General features: G+C 70.9%; 20 protein-coding genes and 1 pseudogene. 15 read left to right on the forward strand and 6 right to left on the reverse strand.

Annotated elements, in window-relative coordinates; all coding sequences use genetic code 11:
- The first annotated feature begins 5 nt into the window (after positions 1-5).
- Both ACFWY6_RS07505 and ACFWY6_RS07510 read left to right on the forward strand, forming a co-directional pair.
- Entirely contained in the window at positions 6-413 is a 408-nt protein-coding gene (locus ACFWY6_RS07505; protein ID WP_266867495.1) for a DUF1992 domain-containing protein, read from the forward strand.
- A gap of 31 nt (positions 414-444) precedes the next feature.
- Complete coding sequence (locus ACFWY6_RS07510; RefSeq protein WP_384687308.1) at positions 445-762, forward strand: antibiotic biosynthesis monooxygenase family protein; 318 nt, start codon at positions 445-447, stop codon at positions 760-762.
- Positions 763-1,229: 467 nt separating this feature from the next.
- On the opposite strand, the gene ACFWY6_RS07515 is transcribed toward ACFWY6_RS07510, so the two are convergent.
- The gene (locus ACFWY6_RS07515) at positions 1,230-2,252 is read right to left on the reverse strand and encodes a hypothetical protein (RefSeq protein WP_384687309.1); all 1,023 of its coding nucleotides are present in this window, start codon (positions 2,250-2,252) and stop codon (positions 1,230-1,232) included.
- Positions 2,253-3,149: 897 nt separating this feature from the next.
- On the opposite strand from ACFWY6_RS07515, the gene ACFWY6_RS07520 reads away from it, so the two are divergent.
- The 7 genes and pseudogenes from ACFWY6_RS07520 to ACFWY6_RS07550 all read left to right on the forward strand — a co-directional run bounded on the left by ACFWY6_RS07520 (position 3,150) and on the right by ACFWY6_RS07550 (position 7,522).
- Positions 3,150-3,503, forward strand: a complete 354-nt coding sequence (locus ACFWY6_RS07520) for a PadR family transcriptional regulator (protein WP_384687310.1) — start codon at positions 3,150-3,152, stop codon at positions 3,501-3,503.
- A gap of 13 nt (positions 3,504-3,516) precedes the next feature.
- Positions 3,517-4,089, forward strand: a complete 573-nt coding sequence (locus tag ACFWY6_RS07525) for an HAAS signaling domain-containing protein (protein ID WP_384687311.1) — start codon at positions 3,517-3,519, stop codon at positions 4,087-4,089.
- The gene (locus ACFWY6_RS07530) at positions 4,086-5,375 is read left to right on the forward strand and encodes a VanZ family protein (protein ID WP_384687312.1); all 1,290 of its coding nucleotides are present in this window, start codon (positions 4,086-4,088) and stop codon (positions 5,373-5,375) included. The genes ACFWY6_RS07525 and ACFWY6_RS07530 overlap by 4 nt, the downstream gene beginning before the upstream one ends.
- A gap of 116 nt (positions 5,376-5,491) precedes the next feature.
- Positions 5,492-5,746 carry a PLD nuclease N-terminal domain-containing protein gene (locus ACFWY6_RS07535; protein WP_384687313.1) on the forward strand — a complete coding sequence of 85 codons (255 nt, stop codon included), beginning with the start codon at positions 5,492-5,494 and terminating at the stop codon, positions 5,744-5,746.
- A 426-nt stretch (positions 5,747-6,172) separates the two neighbouring features.
- Positions 6,173-6,328, forward strand: a pseudogene (locus ACFWY6_RS07540) (antibiotic biosynthesis monooxygenase family protein); the annotation flags it as partial.
- On the forward strand, positions 6,316-6,963 hold the full coding sequence (locus tag ACFWY6_RS07545; RefSeq protein ID WP_384687314.1) for a LysE family translocator: 648 nt from the start codon (positions 6,316-6,318) through the stop codon (positions 6,961-6,963). The pseudogene ACFWY6_RS07540 and the gene ACFWY6_RS07545, both read left to right, overlap by 13 nt.
- Positions 6,964-6,976: 13 nt before the next feature.
- Positions 6,977-7,522 carry a GNAT family N-acetyltransferase gene (locus tag ACFWY6_RS07550; RefSeq protein ID WP_384687315.1) on the forward strand — a complete coding sequence of 182 codons (546 nt, stop codon included), beginning with the start codon at positions 6,977-6,979 and terminating at the stop codon, positions 7,520-7,522.
- Positions 7,523-7,548: 26 nt separating this feature from the next.
- Here ACFWY6_RS07550 and ACFWY6_RS07555 read toward each other — a convergent pair whose 3' ends face one another.
- Entirely contained in the window at positions 7,549-9,615 is a 2,067-nt protein-coding gene (locus tag ACFWY6_RS07555) for a DHA2 family efflux MFS transporter permease subunit (protein ID WP_384687316.1), read from the reverse strand.
- A gap of 152 nt (positions 9,616-9,767) precedes the next feature.
- Here ACFWY6_RS07555 and ACFWY6_RS07560 point away from each other — a divergent pair, with 152 nt between their 5' ends.
- Positions 9,768-10,577 carry a peptidoglycan-binding protein gene (locus tag ACFWY6_RS07560; protein WP_384687317.1) on the forward strand — a complete coding sequence of 270 codons (810 nt, stop codon included), beginning with the start codon at positions 9,768-9,770 and terminating at the stop codon, positions 10,575-10,577.
- 105 nt (positions 10,578-10,682) lie between these two features.
- On the opposite strand, the gene ACFWY6_RS07565 is transcribed toward ACFWY6_RS07560, so the two are convergent.
- Together ACFWY6_RS07565 and ACFWY6_RS07570 are read right to left on the reverse strand one after the other, a co-directional pair.
- A complete protein-coding gene (locus ACFWY6_RS07565; protein ID WP_384687318.1) occupies positions 10,683-11,348 on the reverse strand; it encodes an HAD-IA family hydrolase in 666 nt (221 codons plus the stop codon).
- A 207-nt stretch (positions 11,349-11,555) separates the two neighbouring features.
- A complete protein-coding gene (locus tag ACFWY6_RS07570) occupies positions 11,556-12,134 on the reverse strand; it encodes a TMEM165/GDT1 family protein (protein ID WP_384687319.1) in 579 nt (192 codons plus the stop codon).
- A gap of 502 nt (positions 12,135-12,636) precedes the next feature.
- On the opposite strand from ACFWY6_RS07570, the gene ACFWY6_RS07575 reads away from it, so the two are divergent.
- The 4 genes from ACFWY6_RS07575 to ACFWY6_RS07590 all read left to right on the forward strand — a co-directional run bounded on the left by ACFWY6_RS07575 (position 12,637) and on the right by ACFWY6_RS07590 (position 17,656).
- Positions 12,637-13,284 carry an HNH endonuclease family protein gene (locus tag ACFWY6_RS07575; protein WP_360762640.1) on the forward strand — a complete coding sequence of 216 codons (648 nt, stop codon included), beginning with the start codon at positions 12,637-12,639 and terminating at the stop codon, positions 13,282-13,284.
- Between the two features lie 68 nt (positions 13,285-13,352).
- Positions 13,353-14,993 carry an alkaline phosphatase D family protein gene (locus ACFWY6_RS07580; RefSeq protein ID WP_384687320.1) on the forward strand — a complete coding sequence of 547 codons (1,641 nt, stop codon included), beginning with the start codon at positions 13,353-13,355 and terminating at the stop codon, positions 14,991-14,993.
- A gap of 183 nt (positions 14,994-15,176) precedes the next feature.
- Positions 15,177-17,147, forward strand: a complete 1,971-nt coding sequence (locus ACFWY6_RS07585) for an FAD/NAD(P)-binding protein (RefSeq protein ID WP_384687321.1) — start codon at positions 15,177-15,179, stop codon at positions 17,145-17,147.
- 59 nt (positions 17,148-17,206) lie between these two features.
- Positions 17,207-17,656: a DoxX family protein gene (locus ACFWY6_RS07590; RefSeq protein ID WP_384687322.1), complete on the forward strand. Its 450-nt coding sequence runs from the start codon at positions 17,207-17,209 to the stop codon at positions 17,654-17,656.
- Between the two features lie 76 nt (positions 17,657-17,732).
- On the opposite strand, the gene ACFWY6_RS07595 is transcribed toward ACFWY6_RS07590, so the two are convergent.
- A complete protein-coding gene (locus tag ACFWY6_RS07595) occupies positions 17,733-18,293 on the reverse strand; it encodes a superoxide dismutase family protein (protein ID WP_384687323.1) in 561 nt (186 codons plus the stop codon).
- A gap of 263 nt (positions 18,294-18,556) precedes the next feature.
- Here ACFWY6_RS07595 and ACFWY6_RS07600 point away from each other — a divergent pair, with 263 nt between their 5' ends.
- Positions 18,557-19,189: a VTT domain-containing protein gene (locus ACFWY6_RS07600; protein WP_361825539.1), complete on the forward strand. Its 633-nt coding sequence runs from the start codon at positions 18,557-18,559 to the stop codon at positions 19,187-19,189.
- Between the two features lie 21 nt (positions 19,190-19,210).
- Here ACFWY6_RS07600 and ACFWY6_RS07605 read toward each other — a convergent pair whose 3' ends face one another.
- Complete coding sequence (locus tag ACFWY6_RS07605; protein WP_266867472.1) at positions 19,211-19,438, reverse strand: DUF2277 domain-containing protein; 228 nt, start codon at positions 19,436-19,438, stop codon at positions 19,211-19,213.
- Between the last annotated feature and the right edge of the window lie 97 nt (positions 19,439-19,535).

Below are 19,535 nucleotides of genomic sequence, written 5' to 3' on the forward strand. Positions count from 1 at the left end.
GACACATGACTGAACGGAAGCCACCGGAAGTCACCTTCGAGTCGTGGATCGACAAGCAGATCCGCGAGGCGGAGCAGCGCGGCGACTTCGCCTCGCTGCCCGGCCGCGGAAAACCGCTGCCGGAAGGCCTGGACACCACGTCGTACGACGAACAGTGGTGGATCAAGCAGAAGATGGTCCGCGAGGGCGTCTCCCACCTCCCCCCGACCCTGGCCCTGCGCAAGGAGGCCGAGGACGTGCTGGCCGCCGCGCCGGACGCCCCGTCCGAGAGCATGGCGCGCCGCCTCGTGACCGACCTCAACGAAAAGATCACCGAGGCCCTGCGCAGACCGCCACCGGGCCCGCCGCTTGGCCTGAAGCCCTTCGACGTCGACGAGATCGCCCGCACCTGGCGCGAACGCCACCCGGACTGATCCCACGCGGGGCATGCGCGAGGATGGGCTCATGAGCATCGTGAAAATCAACGTCCTGACCGTGCCCGCCGAGCAGCGTGAGGTCCTGGAACAGCGCTTCGCGTCCCGCGCCGGCGCCGTGGAGAGCTCCGACGGCTTCGAGTGGTTCGAGCTGCTGCGCCCCATCGAGGGCACCGACGACTACCTGGTCTACACCCGGTGGCGCGACGAGGAGTCCTTCAAGGCGTGGATGGAAGGGCCGATGAAGTCGGCCCACCAGGGCGGCGGCGACCGGCCGAAGCCGGCGTCGAGCAGCGCCGCGGTGTGGTCTTTCGAGGTTGTGCAGCAGGCAGCGCCCAAGAGCCAGTAGCTCTCTCAGCGGTAGTTCATCGCCAGGCGAAACGCCAGAACATGCGCACCACCACGAACGTAGCCGGTCAAGTTGCAACACGGTTGGTTGTGGCCGCGCGGGCTCTTCCGTGACGGCTGCGGTAGAGGGCGCAAAGCGTCACAGAGCGGTTCGGGGGAACTTAGGCTGCGGGCGCGACGGCTGAGGAGGTCGCTGAGGGGATGCTCCAGAAGTCGAAGGAGTTCGCGGGTCTTGGTGCATGAGTCGTCCGGAGTCACCCTGGGGCGCCGGAGTGGCGCACCCGTCTCGCACGCAGACTGCGTGGCGAGCAGCATCTGCAGGTCCCCGAACCGGGCCGCGGGCCAGGGAAGGGCGGCAGAGGCCTGCCCTCGCGTCGGCCCAGTCACCAAGGGCAGGGCCGACGTACGGCGGCCCTGCCCTCATCACGTATCAGCGCGCATCCGGCACCGCACTCTGCGGCCGGCGTGTTAAGCGGCGGTGAGCCGCTTGACCCAGGTGACCGCGCTGCTGCTGCCGGGGGCCTGGATGAAGACCCGCGCCGGAATGGCTACGACGTGCTCCTCGTTGCTGCTGTCAAGGTCGCGGACGACGATGTAGCCGGTGTAGGTGGCGCCGTTGGCCCGGCCCTCCAGAACGCCCTTCTTGCCCGCCGGCACGTTGATCTCGACGTCCGACTCCCGGGTGTTCTGCACCTTGGTGGTGGAGGTGGAGCTGTAGCTGTAGGTGAAGCTGGCCTCGCCGGCGGCCGATCCGCCGTCGCCGCTGATCGTGGGCGTGATCTTGCCGCCCACCTGCCAGCCTTCGGTCGTGCTCTGCTCATCGGCGACGGACGCCGTGACCTTGTAGGTGAGCTTGCCCTCGCCCGTGAGGCCGTCGCTGGCGCCCCGCTGCGGGTACTTCTCGTCGACCTTCCCGACGAACATGCAGGGCGCCGCCTGACCGTAAGACGGGCTCTGTGGGTCTTGGTTGGTCATGTTGCAGTACTGCGCGGCGCTCTGCCCGCCGGACAGCTTGTCGTCCTTGGTGTTCTGGCGGATGTCGTTGCCGCTGGGCTTCGTCGCGTCAGCCCATCCGTCGGCCAGGTGCTTGGCGCTCTCCCGCAGCGGCGCGGAGTGCTTCTCGTCGGCCGCGTACTGCGTCGCAGCCGCCTGGGCGTCCTTGACGGCCTGTTCGGGGGCGTACTTGCTCTGCACGTCCGCCAGCGTGAACGTCTTGACGTTGCCGTCCTTGTCCTTGTCCACCCCGGCCGGGTAACCCATGGAGGATTCCGAGGAGTTGACCGGATCGGTCTTCTCCATCGCGGCGAGGACGTCCTGATCGGACTCGTAGGTGCCGTCGGCGACCTTCGCGGTCTGACCGTCGTCGGCGAAAGCGGGGGTCTGGGTGCCGATCACGGATATGCCGGTGAGGAACGCGGTGGCGAGTGCCCCGGCCACCAGACTGCTCTTGCGCCGGGCCGGAGTGGGCTCGGTCTGCAGTTGCGTTGACACACGGTCTCCTGTCAGTCGGGCGTCGGCCGCTTGGGGCCGCGCCGATTCGTGGGGGGAGTGCGGCGCACCGGGTTTGACGCATCTCGCCAGGCCGACATCCCCAGAGCGGAAAGCGTCAAGGTCTGCCGATATGTGCGATGACGTAACAACGGAGTTGGCGTTCCGAGTTGAGGTGGCCGCGGCAAAGAACCTAGAGAGTTACTATTGCGTTCGTCCGTAACGTTTGTAACGGATGCCCCTCAGCCGCATGACGGGTCGAGGACGCCAACTGCGCACTGCGGCGCGTTCAGTCGCCTGTCATACCCGCGTTTCCTCGGCGTCGCCCAGTCCCGGGAGAACACCCGCCGTCACGGCCGTGCACCCGCAACGCCGGTCCAGCGCCGCCCATTTGGCACACACCTCCGTGAGCGGCCCTGCGTTCGCGGGTCGGTGCACGCGGACTCGGATGTCCTCGGGCTTGATGCCGGATAGCGAGGACGACGTCGATGCGGCGTGGGTCCAGCCGTGCCCGCAGGCAAGGTGGCGCGTCGACGCCGACCCGGTCCTGCCAGTGGCGCAGACCGAGTGTCTTGCGGATGAGTTCGTCGAGGTCGATCTCGTCGAGGTCCAGGACGGCGACGCCCGCGTCGAAGCGGGGAGGGCGGCCCCGACCACGGTCGCAGCCGTCACAAGACCGGCCGCGCCGTCATGGTTCGGTCACGCAACGAGGAAAGGGCTGCCACCCAGCCCGGAGGCCGGGTTCGTAGCCCGGCTGCGGCCGCCGCCACCGGCGCGGAGCGAGCGGGCTCGGCGGCCAGGTCACTGCGGATCTGCAGACCCCCGACGGACCGGGCCCCGCGCCTCGGCGCACCGACATCACCTTTGGGCGTCTAGAGATAACCAGGTACTATGCAATGCATGGAACCTGACATTGCAGGTAAGCCCGCCGCAAGCAAGGCGGAGAGCCAGCTCCGCAAGGGAGTGCTGGAGTACTGCGTGCTCGCGATCCTGCGGGACGGCCCGCGCTACGGCGTCGAGCTGCTCGAAACCCTCGGCGCGGCCCATGTCATGGTCACCAGCCAAGGGACCATCTATCCCCTGCTGTCGCGGCTACGCCGTGACGGCCTGGTGGAGACCCACTGGCAGGAGTCCCCCAGCGGGCCACCCCGGCGCTACTACGAGCTGACACCGCCGGGGCATGCGGCGCTGAAGGAGTTCACCGCGATCTGGCCGCACTTCCGTGACGCGGTCGACCACTTCATCACCGACTGACAGGAGCCCCCTCATGACGATCACCGAGCACCCGCTGGTGAAGAAGTACCTGGCCGCCGTGGCCCGTGAAACGGCCGGACTCGACCCGGAACGCCGCAACGAGCTGCTGGCCGACCTGGAGGAACACATCGCCGTGGCCCTCGCGGAAGAGTCCGCCTCCGGCGACGACGAGATCCGCGCCGTACTCGCACGCCTCGGCGACCCGCGCACGATCGCCGCCACCGCACTCGGCGAGGAGCACCCCGCACCGCAGGCGAGCCTGGGGAGCACCCTCGCCCTCCTGGTACTGCTGGCGATGGCAGGGCCCCTGACGCTCCTCACCCCCTTCCCCCTGCTGGGCTGCATCCCCGCGATCGGCGCACTCTGGTGGCTGTGGTCCGCACGGCAGTGGCGCAAGCGGGACAAGGTGATCGGGACGGTGGCCGCCCTGGTGCCGCTGCTGTTCGCGGTGGCGCAGTCCGTGGTCGCCGCGGGCGATGTGCACCTCGGCTTCGGAGCAGCATTCATCCCGGTCGGCCTGGTCGCCCTGGTGCTCCCGGCAGCCGCCGGCGTCTATCTGCTGATGGCGGCGAGGCGCCGGTCGTGACAGGGGCGTACCTTCTGCCGATCCGTACGGCTGCGCTGATCTTCCCTGCGCCGGCGCTCCTGATGTTCGTGCCGACGGCGATCGTCCTCTACCGGCGGCACGGCGTCATGACCCGCTGGCGGGTGCTGTCGCTGTACGGCGGCCTGTACTACGCGCTCTCCGCCTTCTGCATGACGATCGTGCCCCTGCCGAAGTCCTCGGTGGACGTCTGCAAGGCGTACCCGGCCTTCGCCCACCCCCAGCTCACGCCAGGCGTCGCCTTCTCCGACATCTGGAAGGAAGCACACCACCACGTCACCCTCAGCGCGCTCATCCTGCACAACTCGGCCTTCTGGCAGACCGTGTTCAACCTGATCCTTCTGCTGCCGCTGGGGGTCTTCGTACGGATCCACTTCCGCCGCGGCCTCGCCGCAGCCACCGCGGCCGGATTCGCCGGTTCACTGTTCTTCGAACTGACCCAGTACACCGGGCTGTGGGGCCTCTACGAGTGCCCCTACCGCCTCTTCGCCGTCGACGACCTCATCGCCAACACGGCAGGCGCCGCCATAGGCTGGGCAATCGCCGGACCGCCGGCCCGGGCACTGCCCGAGCTGAACACCCTGGACGACCGCGCGCTCGCCCCGCTCGCCGCCGGCAAGGTCCCCTTCGGACGCCGTCTCGTCGCCCTGCTGCTGGACGTAACGGGCGTCGTGTTGCTCACCCCGGTCATCGCGGTCGTCGGGGGCTTCGTGCTCGGCGCGGAGACGGGGCTCTTGGCGCCGCCGGCCGCCCTCGGGCTGTGGTTCGTCCTCATCCCATGGCTGACGGGCGCCACGCCGGGCAAGCACGTCCTGCTGCTGAGACTGGTCACGCCGGAAGGCGGACGACCGAGCCCCGCCCGGCTCGCGCTGCGCACCCTGGTGACGAGCCCTCTTCTGCTGCTCGCATATCTCGGCGGGTGTGCGGTCCTCACTCTCACCGCCGGCGTGCTCCTCGCCGGCTCCGCCAAACCCTCGATGCTGATCGACATCGCGGACCGGGCGGCGGAGGTGGCCTACCCCCTCGCAGCCGACCCGACGTACGGACTCGTCCTGCTGCTGCCCCCGGCCCTCTGCCTGGCCCTGATCGGTATCTACGTGAGGGCCATCCGCCGCCACCCCGAGGGCCTGGGCCCGCACGAAATCCTCTCCGGCATCCGCAACCACGCCCTCCCCCACACGCGAGCACGCACCAGCCCGGAGGCGCCCGAGCCGACCGAGCCGCAGACGCCGGTGGCCGTGGCCGATGGATCCCGCGCGGGCGGGTAACCGCCTCTCACCTCCACCCACCCACCCGGTGCGCCACTCGCCCCCACCACCGGTCACCACCCATCCAGCCCGACCGACGAACCCCGGCAATCCCCCCGCCGGCAAGAAGAGAGAACATGCAGACACAGCTCACACACCAGATGGCCCTTGCCCCTACGGGCGACATAGTGATCGCCTGCGCAATGGGGGTCGCGGCCCTCGGCGTTCTCGCGTTGTACTTCGGCGCCCTGCTCAGCATCGTCAGGTCCGACCTCACCGGCGGGATGGAGCTGGTCTGGCTCGTGTTCGCCCTGATGGTCCCCTTCTTCGGGTGCCTGCTCTGGTTCCTCGTCGGTCGCCGCAACGCCGAGCGTCAGCCAGGCGTTGCCTGATTCCCAGGGCGCCCCATCGACGATCTGCCCGGCCCACCAGCACACCGCCGGAAGTACCCCCTTGGGGTGAACAGCGGTCGGCAAAGGGCAGAAATTCAACAGGCGCGCCCGCCCCATCTGCGGCATCTTCCCTGGCCAGGAAGGCACGGGGCCACGAAAGCCCCCTGATTCCCAAGCTCAGAGTGCAGTGCGGGCTACTGCGAGTCATCCGCAGGGGCACGGGTTATGTCGCGGCCCGTCATCGGACCTCGTCGCCGGGTGCCCTCTCCGAGCTCACCGGGCTCCGCGGCCGGCACCTCGTCGTCCTCGCCCTCGTCCGTGGACAAGCGCACGAGAACCGCCCAGTTCTACCCCTGCAGGTCTCCCCACTGTGCGCGAGAGACTAAGTCGTCATCGCTCATGGCCCGTAAGGCACATCCGCGCCCCCTGCGCCCCATCGAGGGCACCGACGACTACCTGGTCCACACCCGGTGGCGCGACGAGGAGTCCTTCGAGGCGTGGATGGAAGGGCCGCACACGCCGGCCCAAGCCGGAAAAGCGATACCCGCGCGTGCCGCCTCCGTGGTGCGATGGGCCGCATGATGTCCTCCGACCGGATACTCGCCTTCGCGGCCATGTCGTTCCTGCTGATCGTGATTCCCGGCCCCAGCGTCCTGTTCGTGATCGGGCGGGCGCTGGCGCAGGGGCGCCGGGCCGCGCTGACCACGGTGGTGGGGAACACGATCGGCGCGTACGTACTCGTCGTGGCCGTGGCGCTCGGCGTCGGGTCCGTGGTGGAGCGTTCGGTCGTCGTCTTCACGGCGCTCAAGCTGCTCGGCGCCGCGTACCTGATCTATCTGGGAGTCAAGGCGGTGCGCCAACGCGCCTCGCTGCACGCCGCGTTCACCGGCGACGCGCCTGCGCACAGCGGCCTGCGTACGTTGTGGGAAGGGTTCGCGGTAGGCGTGGCCAACCCCAAGACGATCGTCTTCTTCGCGGCCGTGCTGCCGCAGTTCGTCGACCGGGAGCAGGGCCACGTCATGGCCCAGATGCTGCTGCTCGGCCTCGTCTTCAATGCCATCGCCGTGGCCTGCGACAGTGTCTGGGGCCTGGTCGCGGCCACCGCGCGGGGCTGGTTCGCCCACTCGCCGAAGCGGCTCTCGACGGTCGGCGGGATCGGCGGGCTCACCATGATCGGACTCGGCGTCAGCATCGCGGCGACGGGCCGCAAGGACTAAGGAAATGGCCCCCATGAACCACACCGAGCAGCTCAGCACCGCGGGCCCAGCCTCCTGGACCGTCGCCCCCGAAGCAGTCGGCTCCCCTGGCGCCCGCGCCCTGTGGCGCGCGTACTACACCGAGGTCAGCGACCGCTACTACCTGCTCCATGAGGGGCGTACGACCGATCCCGAAGAGCTGGAGCGTGAGGTCGCCGCGGAGGCCGGGGACGATCTGCGGCCGCCGCACGGGGTGCTGCTCGTCGCCCGGTACGGAGGCGAGCCCGCGGGCACGGCCGGGGTGCGCATGGTCGATGCGGGGGACGGGGTCGCCGAGCTGAAGAGGGTTTTCGTACGTGAGGGGCTGCGCGGCAAGGGGGGCTCCGGGGTGCTGCTGGCCGCCGCCGAGGACGCCGCGCGTGCGCTCGGGGCGCGGCGGATCGTCCTCGACACGCGGCTCGATCTGGTCGAGGCGCGGGCGCTGTACACGCGGCACGGGTACGCGGAGACCGAGCCGCTGGCCGAGCGGATGTACGCCGAGATCTGGTACGCCAAGGACCTTGCCCCGGTGGCCGGTTGAGGCCGGAGCGGGGTGCGGCCCGCCGCTCAGTCGGCCCACACCCCGCGCTGTAGTGGCCTGCCGTCGTGCGGCCGTTCGGTGTCCGAGCCGCACATCTCGGCGCCCAGTTCTTCGACGAGCTGGACGAGATCGGTGGGCCGGTCCGGGCCCCACCAGTCGCCGAGGAGCTCGGCCAGGGACTCCTCGCGGGCCTTGGAGAGTCTGGCGACCGCCGCACGCCCCGTGTCCGTCAGGGTCAGACCCATGCCCTCGCGCTTGGCGAGACGGCGCTCCTCGACCTGGCGGGACGCCGCGGTGATCACGGTCAGCGGCACGGTGCTGCGTTCGGCTAGCGCGGCGGGCTCCACATGGCCGTGGCGGCTGATCCGCAGCAGCAGCCAGCTGGCGGCGGGCAGCAGGTCGTAGCCCGCGCGCTCGGTGATGGTCTCGTAGATCTTGCGGCGGCCCTCGCGCGTGCCGAGGACCGAGAGGGCCCGCGCCACCTCGTCGTACGAGGAACGCTCGACGGGGTTGCTGGCCAGGGTCTGCGTCGTGTCGGGCGCGGTGACCGAGCCACGCAGCTTGTCCTCGTGCAGGAACCAGGCGAGGACGAAGGCGACCAGGGCGACCGGCGCCGCGTACAGGAAGACGTCCGTGATGGACGAGGAGTAGGCGTGCAGGACTTCCGGGCGCAGGGCCGCCGGGAGTTCGGAGATGCCGCGCGGGTCGGCGGTGAGGGAGTCGGCGCTGACGCCCGGCGGCAGTTCCTGGCCCGCGACGGCGTCGGAGAGCTTGCTGACGAGCCGGTTGGCGAAGATCGTGCCGAAGATGGCGACACCGAACGAGGCGCCGATGGAGCGGAAGAACGTCGCGCCGGATGTCGCAACGCCCAGGTCTCCGTACGGGACGGCGTTCTGCACGATGAGCACGAGGACCTGCATGACCAGGCCGAGCCCGAAGCCGAAGACGAAGAAGTAGGCGCTCATCTCGCCCGTGCTGCTGTGCTCGTTCAGCTGGTGGAGCAGGAGCAGGCCGAGGGCCGTGACGCCGGTGCCCGCGACCGGGAAGACCTTCCAGCGGCCCGTGCGGCTGACGATCTGGCCGGACGCGGTCGACGAGATCAGCATGCCGACCACCATCGGCAGCATGTGCACGCCCGACATGGTCGGCGACACACCCTGGACGACCTGCAGGAACGTCGGCAGGTAGGTCATCGCGCCGAACATCGCGAAGCCGACGACGAAGCTGATGATCGCGGACAGGGTGAACGTCCTGACCCGGAACAGCTTCATCGGAATGACCGGCTCCGCCGCCTTGCGCTCGATGGAGACGAAGGCCGCGGCGAGCACGACGCCGAGCACCGCGAGCCCGATGATCTGCGGCGAGCCCCAGTCCCAGGTGGTGCCGCCGAGCGAGGCGACGAGGACGAGGCAGGTGGCGACGGAGGCGATGAGGAAGGTGCCCAGGTAGTCGATGGTGTGCTTCTGCGAGCGGACCGGGATGTGCAGGGTCGCGGCGATGACGAGGAGCGCGACGACGCCGATGGGCAGGTTGATGTAGAAGACCCAGCGCCAGCTGAGATGCTCGGTGAACAGGCCGCCGAGCAGCGGGCCGAGGACGCTCGTCGCGCCGAATACGGCCCCGAACAGGCCCTGGTACTTGCCGCGTTCACGCGGCGAGACGATGTCGCCGACGATCGCCATGGACAGGACCATCAGCCCGCCGCCGCCGATGCCCTGCAGCGCGCGGAAGCCGATGAGCTGCGGCATGTTCTGCGCCATGCCGCAGAGCGCCGAGCTGATCAGGAAGATCAGGATGGCCAGCATGAACAGCTTCTTGCGGCCGTACTGGTCCCCCAGCTTGCCCCAGAGCGGCGTCGCGGCCGTCGCGGCGAGGAGGTAGGCGGTGACGACCCAGGAGAGGTGCTCCATGCCGCCGAGTTCGCTGACGATGGTCGGCAGGGCGGTGGAGACGATGGTCTGGTCGAGGGCGGCGAGCAGCATGCCGAGCAGCAGCGCACCGATGGAGACCAGTACGCCGCCGTGCGCGTGCTCGTCCGGCGGTCCGGGGACGGGGTCGGGCCCCGCCGGGCGGGCGGTGACGTCCTGCGTCATGGACACCTCCTGAGGGTCCTTGACCTAGGGGCTCTCCGCGGGGTTCTCCTTGCGGGGCCTCCTTCTCCATCCTGGTGCGTGTGACCCGTTATGGCTCGTTGAAGCGGGGGTCTGCATAATCTCTGGAGTTCTCTAGGGGTGGGGTACGAAGAGTGGACAGCGCAGCAGACGGCCGTGGCGGCCGCAGACAGACATCGGCGGACGCGGCGGCCGCGGAGGACTTCGATCCGTTGCGGATCCGTCCCTATGTGACGCTGCCGGAGTCCGCGGCGGGAGCCACGGAACCCATGCCCGTGGTGGCGCCTCCGGTCGGGGACGCGCCCCGGTCGGCGGATGTGGGCCTGTTCGCGTCCCGGGCGCCGGAGGGCGATCTGCCGCCGCCGGAGGTTTCGTACGGCGTTGACGGCGAACCGGAGCCGCGTCGGGGCCGTACGGCCTGGTACGCCGGGGTGGGCGCGGCGGTGGCCGTGGTGACCGTCGCCGTCCTCGCCGCGGGGGTGTTCTCCTCCGACGACGAGCCGCGGCGGGACCGGGCGCTGCCGGACGCGCCGACGAGCGCGGTGGACGTGCCGTCCGGTTCCGCGACGCCTTCGGGGTCCGCGTCGGCCTCGGCGTCCGCGTCCCGCAGCGCGGATCCCTCGCCATCGCGTACGTCGTCGGCCTCGACGCCCGCACCGTCCGCGACGCGGTCCACGGCGCGGGCCACGGGCTCCGTGAAGCCTCAAGCGCCGGCTTCGGGTCAGGTGCTGCGACGGGGCGACCGGGGCGCCGAGGTCGTGGACCTCCAGGAACGGCTTCAGCAGCTTTCTCTGTACGAGGGTGAGGCCCACGGCAATTTCAACGCGCCGGTGGCGTCGGCCCTGACCCGGTTCCAGGTGGCGCGGGGCACCGATGAGGCGGACGGCGAGGGCGTGTACGGCGCGGCCACGAGGGCTGCGCTGGAGGCCGAGACCACGCCTTAGCCCTCTGCCCGGTTCCTCGGCACCCCGCGGTGAGCAGATCCCCGTCGCGCCGCGACGGCCTCTCCCACCCACCCACCCGATTACCCCGCAGTCGCCCGCCCCCGCTCACCCGAAGCTGAGCTCAAGCCCCCCGCCGGGCACGGCGGTCACCCGTACCTGCGTCAGATCGTCGACCTGCACCGTCGGTGCGAACTCCCCGGCCCGCGGGCCGACCCCCACGACCCGCATACCGGCCGCGCGCCCCGCCGCTATCCCCGCCCCCGAGTCCTCGAAGACGACGCAGTCCGCGGGGTCGAAGCCCAGCTCGGCGGCCCCCTTGAGGAACCCCTCGGGATCCGGCTTGCTCGCGCCCACGTTCTCCGCGGTCACCCGCACCGCGGGAAGCGGCAGCCCGGCCGCGGCCATCCGCCCGGTGGACAGCGGGACGTCGGCGGACGTCACGAGGGCGTGCGGAAGACCGGCAAGCGACTCCAGGAAGGCGCCGGCGCCGGGCACCGGCACGACACCCTCCATGTCCGCCGTCTCCTCAGCCAGCATCACGCGGTTCTCCGCGTAGTTCTCCTCCATGGACCGCTCCGGCAGCAGCACCGCCATGGAGGCGTACCCCTGCCGCCCGTGGACGATCTTGATGACGTGCTCGAAGTCGAGCCCGTGCCGCTCGGCCCAGCGCCGCCAGCAGCGTTCGACCACTGCGTCGGAGTTGACGAGGGTCCCGTCCATGTCCAGGAGAAGGGCTCGAGCGGTCAGAACCGTGGCATTCGCAGCCGTCATCGACGTACTCCAGAGCGCAGAGAGAGATTCCGCAGAGGAAGAGTCAAGGCGGCTCCGCCCGCCGGTCAGGGAATACGGGCGGAGCCACTTTGTTCCCACACGATACAAAAAGGGGGCGCCGATCGCCAGCAGCCCAGGTCACACCCCCGACAGGACCCCCGGCGGGACCCCGGACGGGACCCCCGACGGACCCCCCGGAGGACCCCCTCAGGCAATCGCCTCATACAGGCTCCACACCCCGAGCCCCAGCATCAGCAGCGCCGCGATCTTGGTGATGAGCGACAGCGGAACCCGCTTCATCAGCGCCTTTCCGCCGACGATGCCGAGCCCGGCCACCGCCCACAGCGCGAGCACCGCGCCGAGGCCCACCGAGAGCGGGTCGTCGTAGCGGGCGGCCAGGTTCGCGGTCATGATCTGCGTCAGGTCACCGAACTCGGCGACCAGGATGAGCATGAAGCCCGCGCCGGAGACCCTCCAGAAGCTCTGGTCCTTGGGCTCGCGGACCTCTTCCTCGTCCTCGCCGCCCTTCAGGAGCAGCATCGCCGCGCCGCCGAGGAAGAGCACACCGGTGAGCGCTTGCAGCAGCTGCTGGGGAAGGAGCGTCAGCACGCTGCCCGCCGCGACGGCGAGCACGACATGGACGACGAAGGCGGCCGCGACCCCGACGAAGACGTACGAGGCGCGGTAGCGCGTCCCGAGGACGAGCCCGGCCAGCGCTGTCTTGTCCGGGAGCTCGGCAAGGAAGACGACGCCGAAGACGAGCGCCATCACGCTGATGCTGATCAAGATTCCTCAATCGGTCGGGGCCGCCCCGCCGAGAGCATTCGGTACTTCGCGTACGACACCTCGGCACGGCAGCGCACAACAGACGCACACGGATGTGTACGCCGGGCACTGCTTGCCGAAGGTCTCGCTGGCCGACCACGTCGATGACGGGGCCTGCCTCCGGGCGCCGGCTCAGACGAGCTGAGCAGTATGTCGACGGTCCGGCGAAGAGCTACTCCCCTTCTGCGTCATACATCGTACGTGACGTCCGACGGCCCCGGGCCAGGGCCTTTCGGCCCTTGGAGTCCGTGATCCAGGTCACGAATTCCGGTGCCGCGCCACCCCCCGCCCACGGGCCGCACCAACTCCCGTACACATGAACGCTCATGACACGGCGCCAGAACCCTTGAACTGACCACCTGATTGACGCGACCCTGTCACCTGACGCACATCCGCAGGAAACCCCACCGCGTCACCATGACCACCCCATAGGTCAACTTCCCCCCACATCAAGGGAGTTCGCATGTCCGCTGTCTACGCGCGTCGACGCCTCGCCACTCTCACCGCCGCCACCGCCCTCGCCGCCGGTGCGACATTCCTCACCGGCAGCCCCGCCCAGGCCGCTCCCCCGGAACCGGTCTCCGCCGCCACAGCCCGCACCTATCTCGGCCAGCTCACCGAGCAGGCCGAGGGCTCGTCCGACGGCTACAGCCGCGAGAAGTTCCCGCACTGGAGCACCCAGTCCGGCGCCTGCAACACCCGCGAGGTCGTCCTGAAGCGGGACGGCACGGACGTCGAGCAGGACTCCAGCTGTGCGGCGACCTCGGGCACCTGGAAATCCCCCTACGACGGCGGCACCTGGACCGCCGCATCCGACGTCGACATCGACCACGTCGTGCCGCTCTCCGAGGCCTGGAAGTCCGGCGCGAGCGGCTGGACCACCGACCAGCGGGAAGGTTTCGCCAACGACCTGACCCGTCCGCAGCTCATCGCGGTCACCGACAACGTCAACCAGAGCAAGGGCGACCAGGACCCGGCCGAGTGGCTGCCGCCCACCACCTCGTACCACTGCTACTACGCCCGCATGTGGGTGGACGTGAAGCACCACTACGACCTCACGGTGAACCCGGAGGAGAAGAGCGCCCTGTCCTCGATCCTCAACGGCTGCTGATCCCCGGAACCTCCCCATGAGCCTCCGTCGTTCCGTACCGTACGGGGCGACGGAGGGGAGTGATCAACGTGGCACGGCTGCGCCTGGGTCCGCTGCTGAGGTATGTCGACGGTTCGACGGCGACGGTCTGGGTCGAGGCCGACCGTCCGTGCACCGCCGAAGTGCGGTGCGCGGACGGTGCGAAGGGCACGGCGCACACCTTTCAGATCGACGGCCACCACTACGCGATCGTCCCGGTCACGGGACTGCGGCCGGGTACGGAGACGGCGTACGAGGTGCGGCTCGGCGCCGCCGACGCTCCGGTGTGGCCGCTGCCGGACTCGCCGTTCCCGCCGAGCACCATCCGCACGCCGGGCGAGGGCGACGAGGAGCCGCTGCGGGTCACCTTCGGGTCCTGCCGCTGGGCGGCCCCGCCGAGCGATGAGCACGACCCGGTGGGTCCCGACGCCCTGGACACCCTGGCCGCCCGGATCGCCGCCGACCCGGACGGCGAGCGCCCCGACGTGCTGCTGCTGCTCGGCGACCAGGTGTACGCGGACCAGACGTCCAAGGCGACCCGCCGCTATCTCGCCGCCCGCCGGAGCCTCGCCGATCCCCCGGGCGACCAGGTCGCGGACTACGAGGAGTACACCCACCTCTATTACGAGTCCTGGCTCGACCCCGAGGTGCGATGGCTGCTCTCCACCGTGCCCAGCTGCATGATCTTCGACGACCACGACGTCATAGACGACTGGAACACCAGCGCCGCCTGGCTCGCCGAGATGCGCGCGACCCCCTGGTGGCGCGAGCGCGTCCTGAGCGGCCTGATGTCGTACTGGGTCCACCAGCACCTCGGCAATCTGCCGCCCGCCGAGCTCGAACGGAGCGAGCTGTACGCGGCGGTGTGCAGGGCGCCCGACGGCACCGACGCCCTGCGCGCCTTCGCCGCCGCGTCGGACGCCGACCCGACGGCGACCCGGTGGAGCTACCGCCGGGACTTCGGCCGCGTACGCCTGCTCATGGTCGACACCCGCGCGGCCCGTGTCCTTGACGAGCAGAACCGCGCGATGCTCGACCCGGACGAGGCGCGCTGGCTGCGCGAGCAGGCGCTCGAAGGCGGCTGCGACCACCTGCTGATCGGCACATCGCTGCCCTGGCTGCTGCCCCATCTCATCCATGACGCGGAGGGCTGGAACGCCGCGCTGTGCCGTGGCGAACGGGGCGAGCGCTGGGCCCGCTTCGGCGAGAACCTGCGCAGGCGCTCGGACCTGGAGCACTGGGCGGCGTTCCCCGCGTCGTTCGAGGAGCTGACGTCGCTGATCGCCGAGGCGGGCAGCGGCGCCGGCGCCCCGGCGACGGTCTGCGTCCTGTCCGGCGACGTCCATCACGCGTACATAGCGGAACCGACCTGGCCGGGCGGCGGCGGACCGGATGCGCGCGTGCTGCAGCTGACCTGCTCCCCCGTCCACAACTCCATCCACGCGTCGATAAAGATGGGCTTCCACTTCGGCTGGAGCAAGGTCGGCCGGGCCCTCGGCCGCCGCTTCGTACGGCACGGCAGAACGGCACGGGCGGCCATCAACTGGCGCAAAACGGGCGGCCCTTGGTTCGGCAACCAGCTCATGACGCTGACGCTGCGCGGCCGTTCGGCGAGCGTGCGCCTGGAGCAGGCGCGGACGGTGCGCGGGGCGGTGCGCCTGGAGCAGACGGAGGAGTCACGACTTTCCTAGGCAAAGGCGAACCCCGTCCCACGGGCCCCGCGTGACACGGCCCACACCCGGACTACGATCCTCCGCATCGGGGTTCGACTTCCCCGCTTCCGGCGGCATGATGAGGCGGACCATCCGCTTCCGGCGACCTCCGAGGGGGCGGACCATCCGCTTCCAGCTCCTCTACGTCCCGGAGTCACGCCCTTGTCCGCAGCACCCGCAGCGACCGCACCGGACCAGGACGTCGCTGTCGCCGTCGTCGGCGCGGGACCCCGCGGCACCAGCGTTCTGGAACGCCTCTGCGCGTCGGCCGCCGAACTCCTGCCGCCCGGTGCACGGCTGACGGTCCACGTCGTCGATCCGTCGCCGCCGGGCCCGGGGCGCGTCTGGCGGACCGCCCAGCCGTCCGAGCTGCTGATGAACACGGTCGCCTCGCAGGTCACCCTCTTCACCGACGAGAGCGTCGACTGCGCGGGCCCCGTCCTGCGCGGGCCGAGCCTGCACGAGTGGGCCGCCGCGGGACACGCACCGGGGCTCGGCCCGGACGACTACCCCACCCGCTCCTGCTACGGCCGCTATCTGGAGTGGGTCTTCGCCGAGACCCTGCGCGGCGCCCCCGGCCGGGTCCGCGTCGAGGTGCACGCGGCGCGGGCCGTGCGGCTCGACGCGGACCCGGCCGGGGGCAGCGGCGGCGAGGACCCGGGTGACGGCGCCCAGTTGCTCGTACTCGAAGACGGGCGCGAGATCCGCGGGCTGGGTGCCGTCGTGCTCGCGCAGGGGCATCTGCCCACCGTCGACGACCGGGACGGTCTCTTCCTCGCCGGACACGCCGCCCGGCACGGCCTTCGGCACATCGCGCCCGCCAACCCCGCCGATGTCGACCTCTCGGCGATCGCCCCCGGTGAGCGCGTGCTGCTGCGCGGCCTCGGCCTGAACTTCTTCGACCACATGGCGCTGCTGACCCGGGGCCGCGGCGGACGCTTCGTGACCGCGCCGTCGGGCGACCTGCGCTACCGGCCGTCGGGGCACGAGCCGAAGCTGTACGCCGGTTCGCGGCGCGGCATCCCCTATCAGGCGCGCGGCGACAACGCGAAGGGCGCCTACGGGCGGCACGATCCCGCCGTGCTCACCCCGGACGTCATAGCCCGCTTCCGCAAGCGCGCGGACAGCGGCGGCGCCCCCGACTTCCTCGACGAGATATGGCCGTTGGTCGCGAAGGAGGTCGAGACGGTCTACTACGCGGCGCTCGTCCGCCCCGCCGAGCGGTCCGCCGCCTTCCGTGCCGCGTTCCTCGACGTACCGCACCGCAGTCCCCAAGAGGCCCTGATCCTGGACGAGTTCGGGATCGCCGAGGCCGCGCGCTGGTCCTGGGACCGCCTCGCGCGGCCGTGCGCCGATCGCGCCTTCCGCTCGCCGGACGACTTCCGCGGCTGGCTCCTGACGTATCTGCGCGAGGACACCGCGCAGGCCGCGCTCGGCAATGTCGCGAGCCCCCTGAAGTCCGCCCTCGACGTGCTGCGCGACCTGCGCAACGAACTGCGCCTGATCGTCGACCACGGCGGCATCGCGGGCCCCTCCCGGCGCACCCACCTGGACCGCTGGTACACGCCGCTCAACGCCTTCCTCTCGATCGGACCGCCCCGGCGGCGCATCGAGGAGATGACGGCGCTGATCGAGGCGGGCGTCCTCGACGTGCTCGGTCCGCGCCTGGACGTGCGGGCCGACGCGGACGGGACCTTCCGCGCGCACTCGCCCGACGTTCCGGGGTCCGATGTGCGCGTCACCACACTGATCGAGGCACGGCTCCCGGAGCCTGACGTGCGCCGCACCGCGGACGAACTGCTCGGGCGGCTCGTGCGGACGGGGCAGTGCCGCCCCCATGCAGTCGACGGTTACGAAACCGGAGGTCTCGACGTAACACCCCGCCCGTACCGTCTGATCGACCGTCAAGGCCGGGCGCACACACGGCGGTTCGCGTTCGGCGTGCCCACGGAGGGCGTGCACTGGGTGACGGCGGCGGGGGCCAGGCCCGGTGTCGACTCCGTGACCCTGTCGGACGCGGACGCGGTGGCGCGGGCGGCGCTGCGGACGGCGGCGACGGCCCCGGCGATGGCGGCGGTGGCGGAAGCGGAATCGTCCGAATGGCCAGATGTTGAACTTGCAAGCATCGATTAGGTTCCCCTAACCTTGGGCCTCCGCTCGGTTCACGTCCCCAAACCGAAGGAGTCCCCACCATGACCGGACGTCTCAACAGCGCCCAGCCCTACGCACTCGGCCTGTTCCGCATAGTCGTCGGCCTGCTCTTCGCCTGCCACGGCGCCGCCTCGCTCTTCGGCGTGCTCGGCGGCGCGATGGGCGGCGGCACGATCGACGCGGGCACCTGGCCCGGCTGGTACGCGGCCGTCATCCAGCTGGTCGGCGGCGGCCTGGTCGCCATCGGCCTCGGCACCCGCGCCGCCGCGTTCATCTCGTCCGGATCGATGGCGTACGCGTACTTCAAGGTGCACCAGCCGGAGGCCCTGTGGCCGATGGAGAACGGCGGAGAGGCCTCGGCGATGTTCTGCTGGGCCCTGCTCCTGCTCGTCTTCACCGGTTCCGGCGCGCTCGGCATCGACCGCCTCTTCGCCGCGCGCGGCGAGCGCAAGGACGACACGGCGTCGGAGCGGACGCCGGTGGCCGCGTAACTCGCGCACGGCTCGACGGAGCCCCCTTCCCGGTACGCGTACGGGGAAGGGGGCTCCGTCGCGTCCGGCGGCACCCTCAGGCGCGCGGGGCGAACGGCACCGTGAAGCACGCGAGGCGGTCCCCCGCACCGCCCTGCTCGCGGTGCAGCACGACGGACCCGGCCCCGCCCGGCCGGAACTCCCATCTGTGGCGGGCGCTCGCCCGGCCCGCGCCGTCGGGGCCCGTGGTGAAGTCCAGCCACACCTCGTTGCGCGGATTGACGTAGGCCGGGTCCTCCGACGGCTGCACCGGGTCCTTGCGGTGCTGATAGTGACTACCGGCCGCGGTCGGCTCGGTACCGCACGGCTTCTGGTGCACATGGGCGCCGTACGCATATCCCGGCTTCAGCCCCTTCACCCGGAGGGTGACCGTCATGCTGCCGCCCGGCTTCCCGTGCTGCTCGACGCCGATCCAGGAGGCCGCGGGCACCAGATCCATGTCGTACGTGATCGCGGGCGAGGGCACGAACGCCGAGGGCGGCGCGAACTGCCCGTCGACCCGCACCCGGTAGCAGTGCGCCGCTCCGTCACCCGCCACGCCCCCGCCCGCGGCGAGCACCGCCGCCGCCACGGTCCCGGCGAGCATTCCTGCCACCATCACCCAGCTCCTTCCGCACCCATGAGTTCTCGTACTCATCAGCCGATGTCACTCCATACAGGTCCTTCGTACGGGACTTCGGCACCGCGCGCCGCGCCGGGAGGGGCAGCCGGGTGAACGTGATGTAGCGAACATCTGAGCCCCCCGTGGATCTCCGGCGAAGGGCGCGGCGTACGCTGTACAGCTGTCACAAGCCGCCCCTGCCGCTCCCCCGCGACGTCGCGGCAGCCAAGTCGTCGACCGGGGAGTTACGGGGAATTTCGGTGCTGGAAAATCTGGGCGCACTGACCGGCAGCCCATGGATCTACGCGGTAGTCGCACTCTCCGTGCTCTTCGACATCGTCCTCCCCGTGCTGCCCAGTGGCGTCCTCGTCATCACGGCGGCCACCGCGGCGGCAGCGGCGGGAACGAGCGCGGCCGGAACGGGCGCGGGGCACGTCACGCACGAGGTCCCCGACATCCTGGCCCTCCTGCTCTGCGCGGCCACCGCCTCGGTCATCGGCGACCTCGCCGTCTACCGGCTCGCCTGGCGCGGCGGCGAGCGTCTGGACCGGGCCATCGCCCGCTCCCGCCGCCTCACCAGCGCGCAGGAACGACTCGGCACGGCCCTTTCACGGGGCGGCGGCGCCCTCGTGGTCCTCGCGCGCTTCGCCCCCGCGGGCCGCTCGATCGTCTCGCTCGCGGCCGGCGCGGCCCATCGCAAGGTGCGCGAGTTCCTGCCCTGGTCGGCGCTTGCGGGCGTGGCCTGGGCCGGGTACAGCGTGGCGCTCGGCTACTTCGGCGGGCAGTGGCTCGGCGCGACGTGGCTGGCCACGGGCGTCTCCCTGGTCGCGCTGTTCGGCGCGGGCGCGGGGGCGGCGTTCCTGGTGCGGCGGCCGCGGGCTGCCGCGCACTAGGAGTGGGCCGTTGAGGCGGGGCTAGGCGCTCGCCTTGCTCGCCCCGCGGATCTCGAGCCCTTCGAGCAGCTCGGCGGTGGCTTCGGCGACGGCGTCGACGGCGCGGTCGAACACCTCGCGGTTGTGCGCGGCCGGGGCGCGGAATCCGGAGACCTTGCGCACGTACTGAAGCGCGGCGGCCCGGATCTCCTCCTCGGTGGCGTCCTCGGGGATGGCGGGCGGACGGAGCGTCTTGATGCTGCGGCACATGCCTACAGCTTGCCGCGTCCGGGGCGGTCGAGGCGAGGGCCCGGAAGATCGGCCTGGTTCGTCCCGGCTCGGCTCTGAAGTTCGGCCCTGAAGCTCG

Origin of the sequence: Streptomyces sp. NPDC059037 (assembly GCF_042740015.1) — a bacterium.
GTDB lineage: Bacteria > Actinomycetota > Actinomycetes > Streptomycetales > Streptomycetaceae > Streptomyces.

Coding starts and splice junctions, on each gene's coding strand:
- ACFWY6_RS07550 (WP_384687315.1), top strand. CDS start 6,977: ATGAACCACACCGAGCAGCTCAGCACCGCGGGCCCAGCCTCCTGGACC.
- ACFWY6_RS07520 (WP_384687310.1), top strand. CDS start 3,150: ATGGAACCTGACATTGCAGGTAAGCCCGCCGCAAGCAAGGCGGAGAGC.
- ACFWY6_RS07505 (WP_266867495.1), top strand. CDS start 6: ATGACTGAACGGAAGCCACCGGAAGTCACCTTCGAGTCGTGGATCGAC.
- ACFWY6_RS07535 (WP_384687313.1), top strand. CDS start 5,492: ATGCAGACACAGCTCACACACCAGATGGCCCTTGCCCCTACGGGCGAC.
- ACFWY6_RS07510 (WP_384687308.1), top strand. CDS start 445: ATGAGCATCGTGAAAATCAACGTCCTGACCGTGCCCGCCGAGCAGCGT.
- ACFWY6_RS07595 (WP_384687323.1), bottom strand. CDS start 18,293: ATGGTGGCAGGAATGCTCGCCGGGACCGTGGCGGCGGCGGTGCTCGCC.
- ACFWY6_RS07590 (WP_384687322.1), top strand. CDS start 17,207: ATGACCGGACGTCTCAACAGCGCCCAGCCCTACGCACTCGGCCTGTTC.
- ACFWY6_RS07555 (WP_384687316.1), bottom strand. CDS start 9,615: ATGACGCAGGACGTCACCGCCCGCCCGGCGGGGCCCGACCCCGTCCCC.
- ACFWY6_RS07605 (WP_266867472.1), bottom strand. CDS start 19,438: ATGTGCCGCAGCATCAAGACGCTCCGTCCGCCCGCCATCCCCGAGGAC.
- ACFWY6_RS07545 (WP_384687314.1), top strand. CDS start 6,316: ATGGGCCGCATGATGTCCTCCGACCGGATACTCGCCTTCGCGGCCATG.
- ACFWY6_RS07575 (WP_360762640.1), top strand. CDS start 12,637: ATGTCCGCTGTCTACGCGCGTCGACGCCTCGCCACTCTCACCGCCGCC.
- ACFWY6_RS07525 (WP_384687311.1), top strand. CDS start 3,517: ATGACGATCACCGAGCACCCGCTGGTGAAGAAGTACCTGGCCGCCGTG.
- ACFWY6_RS07565 (WP_384687318.1), bottom strand. CDS start 11,348: ATGACGGCTGCGAATGCCACGGTTCTGACCGCTCGAGCCCTTCTCCTG.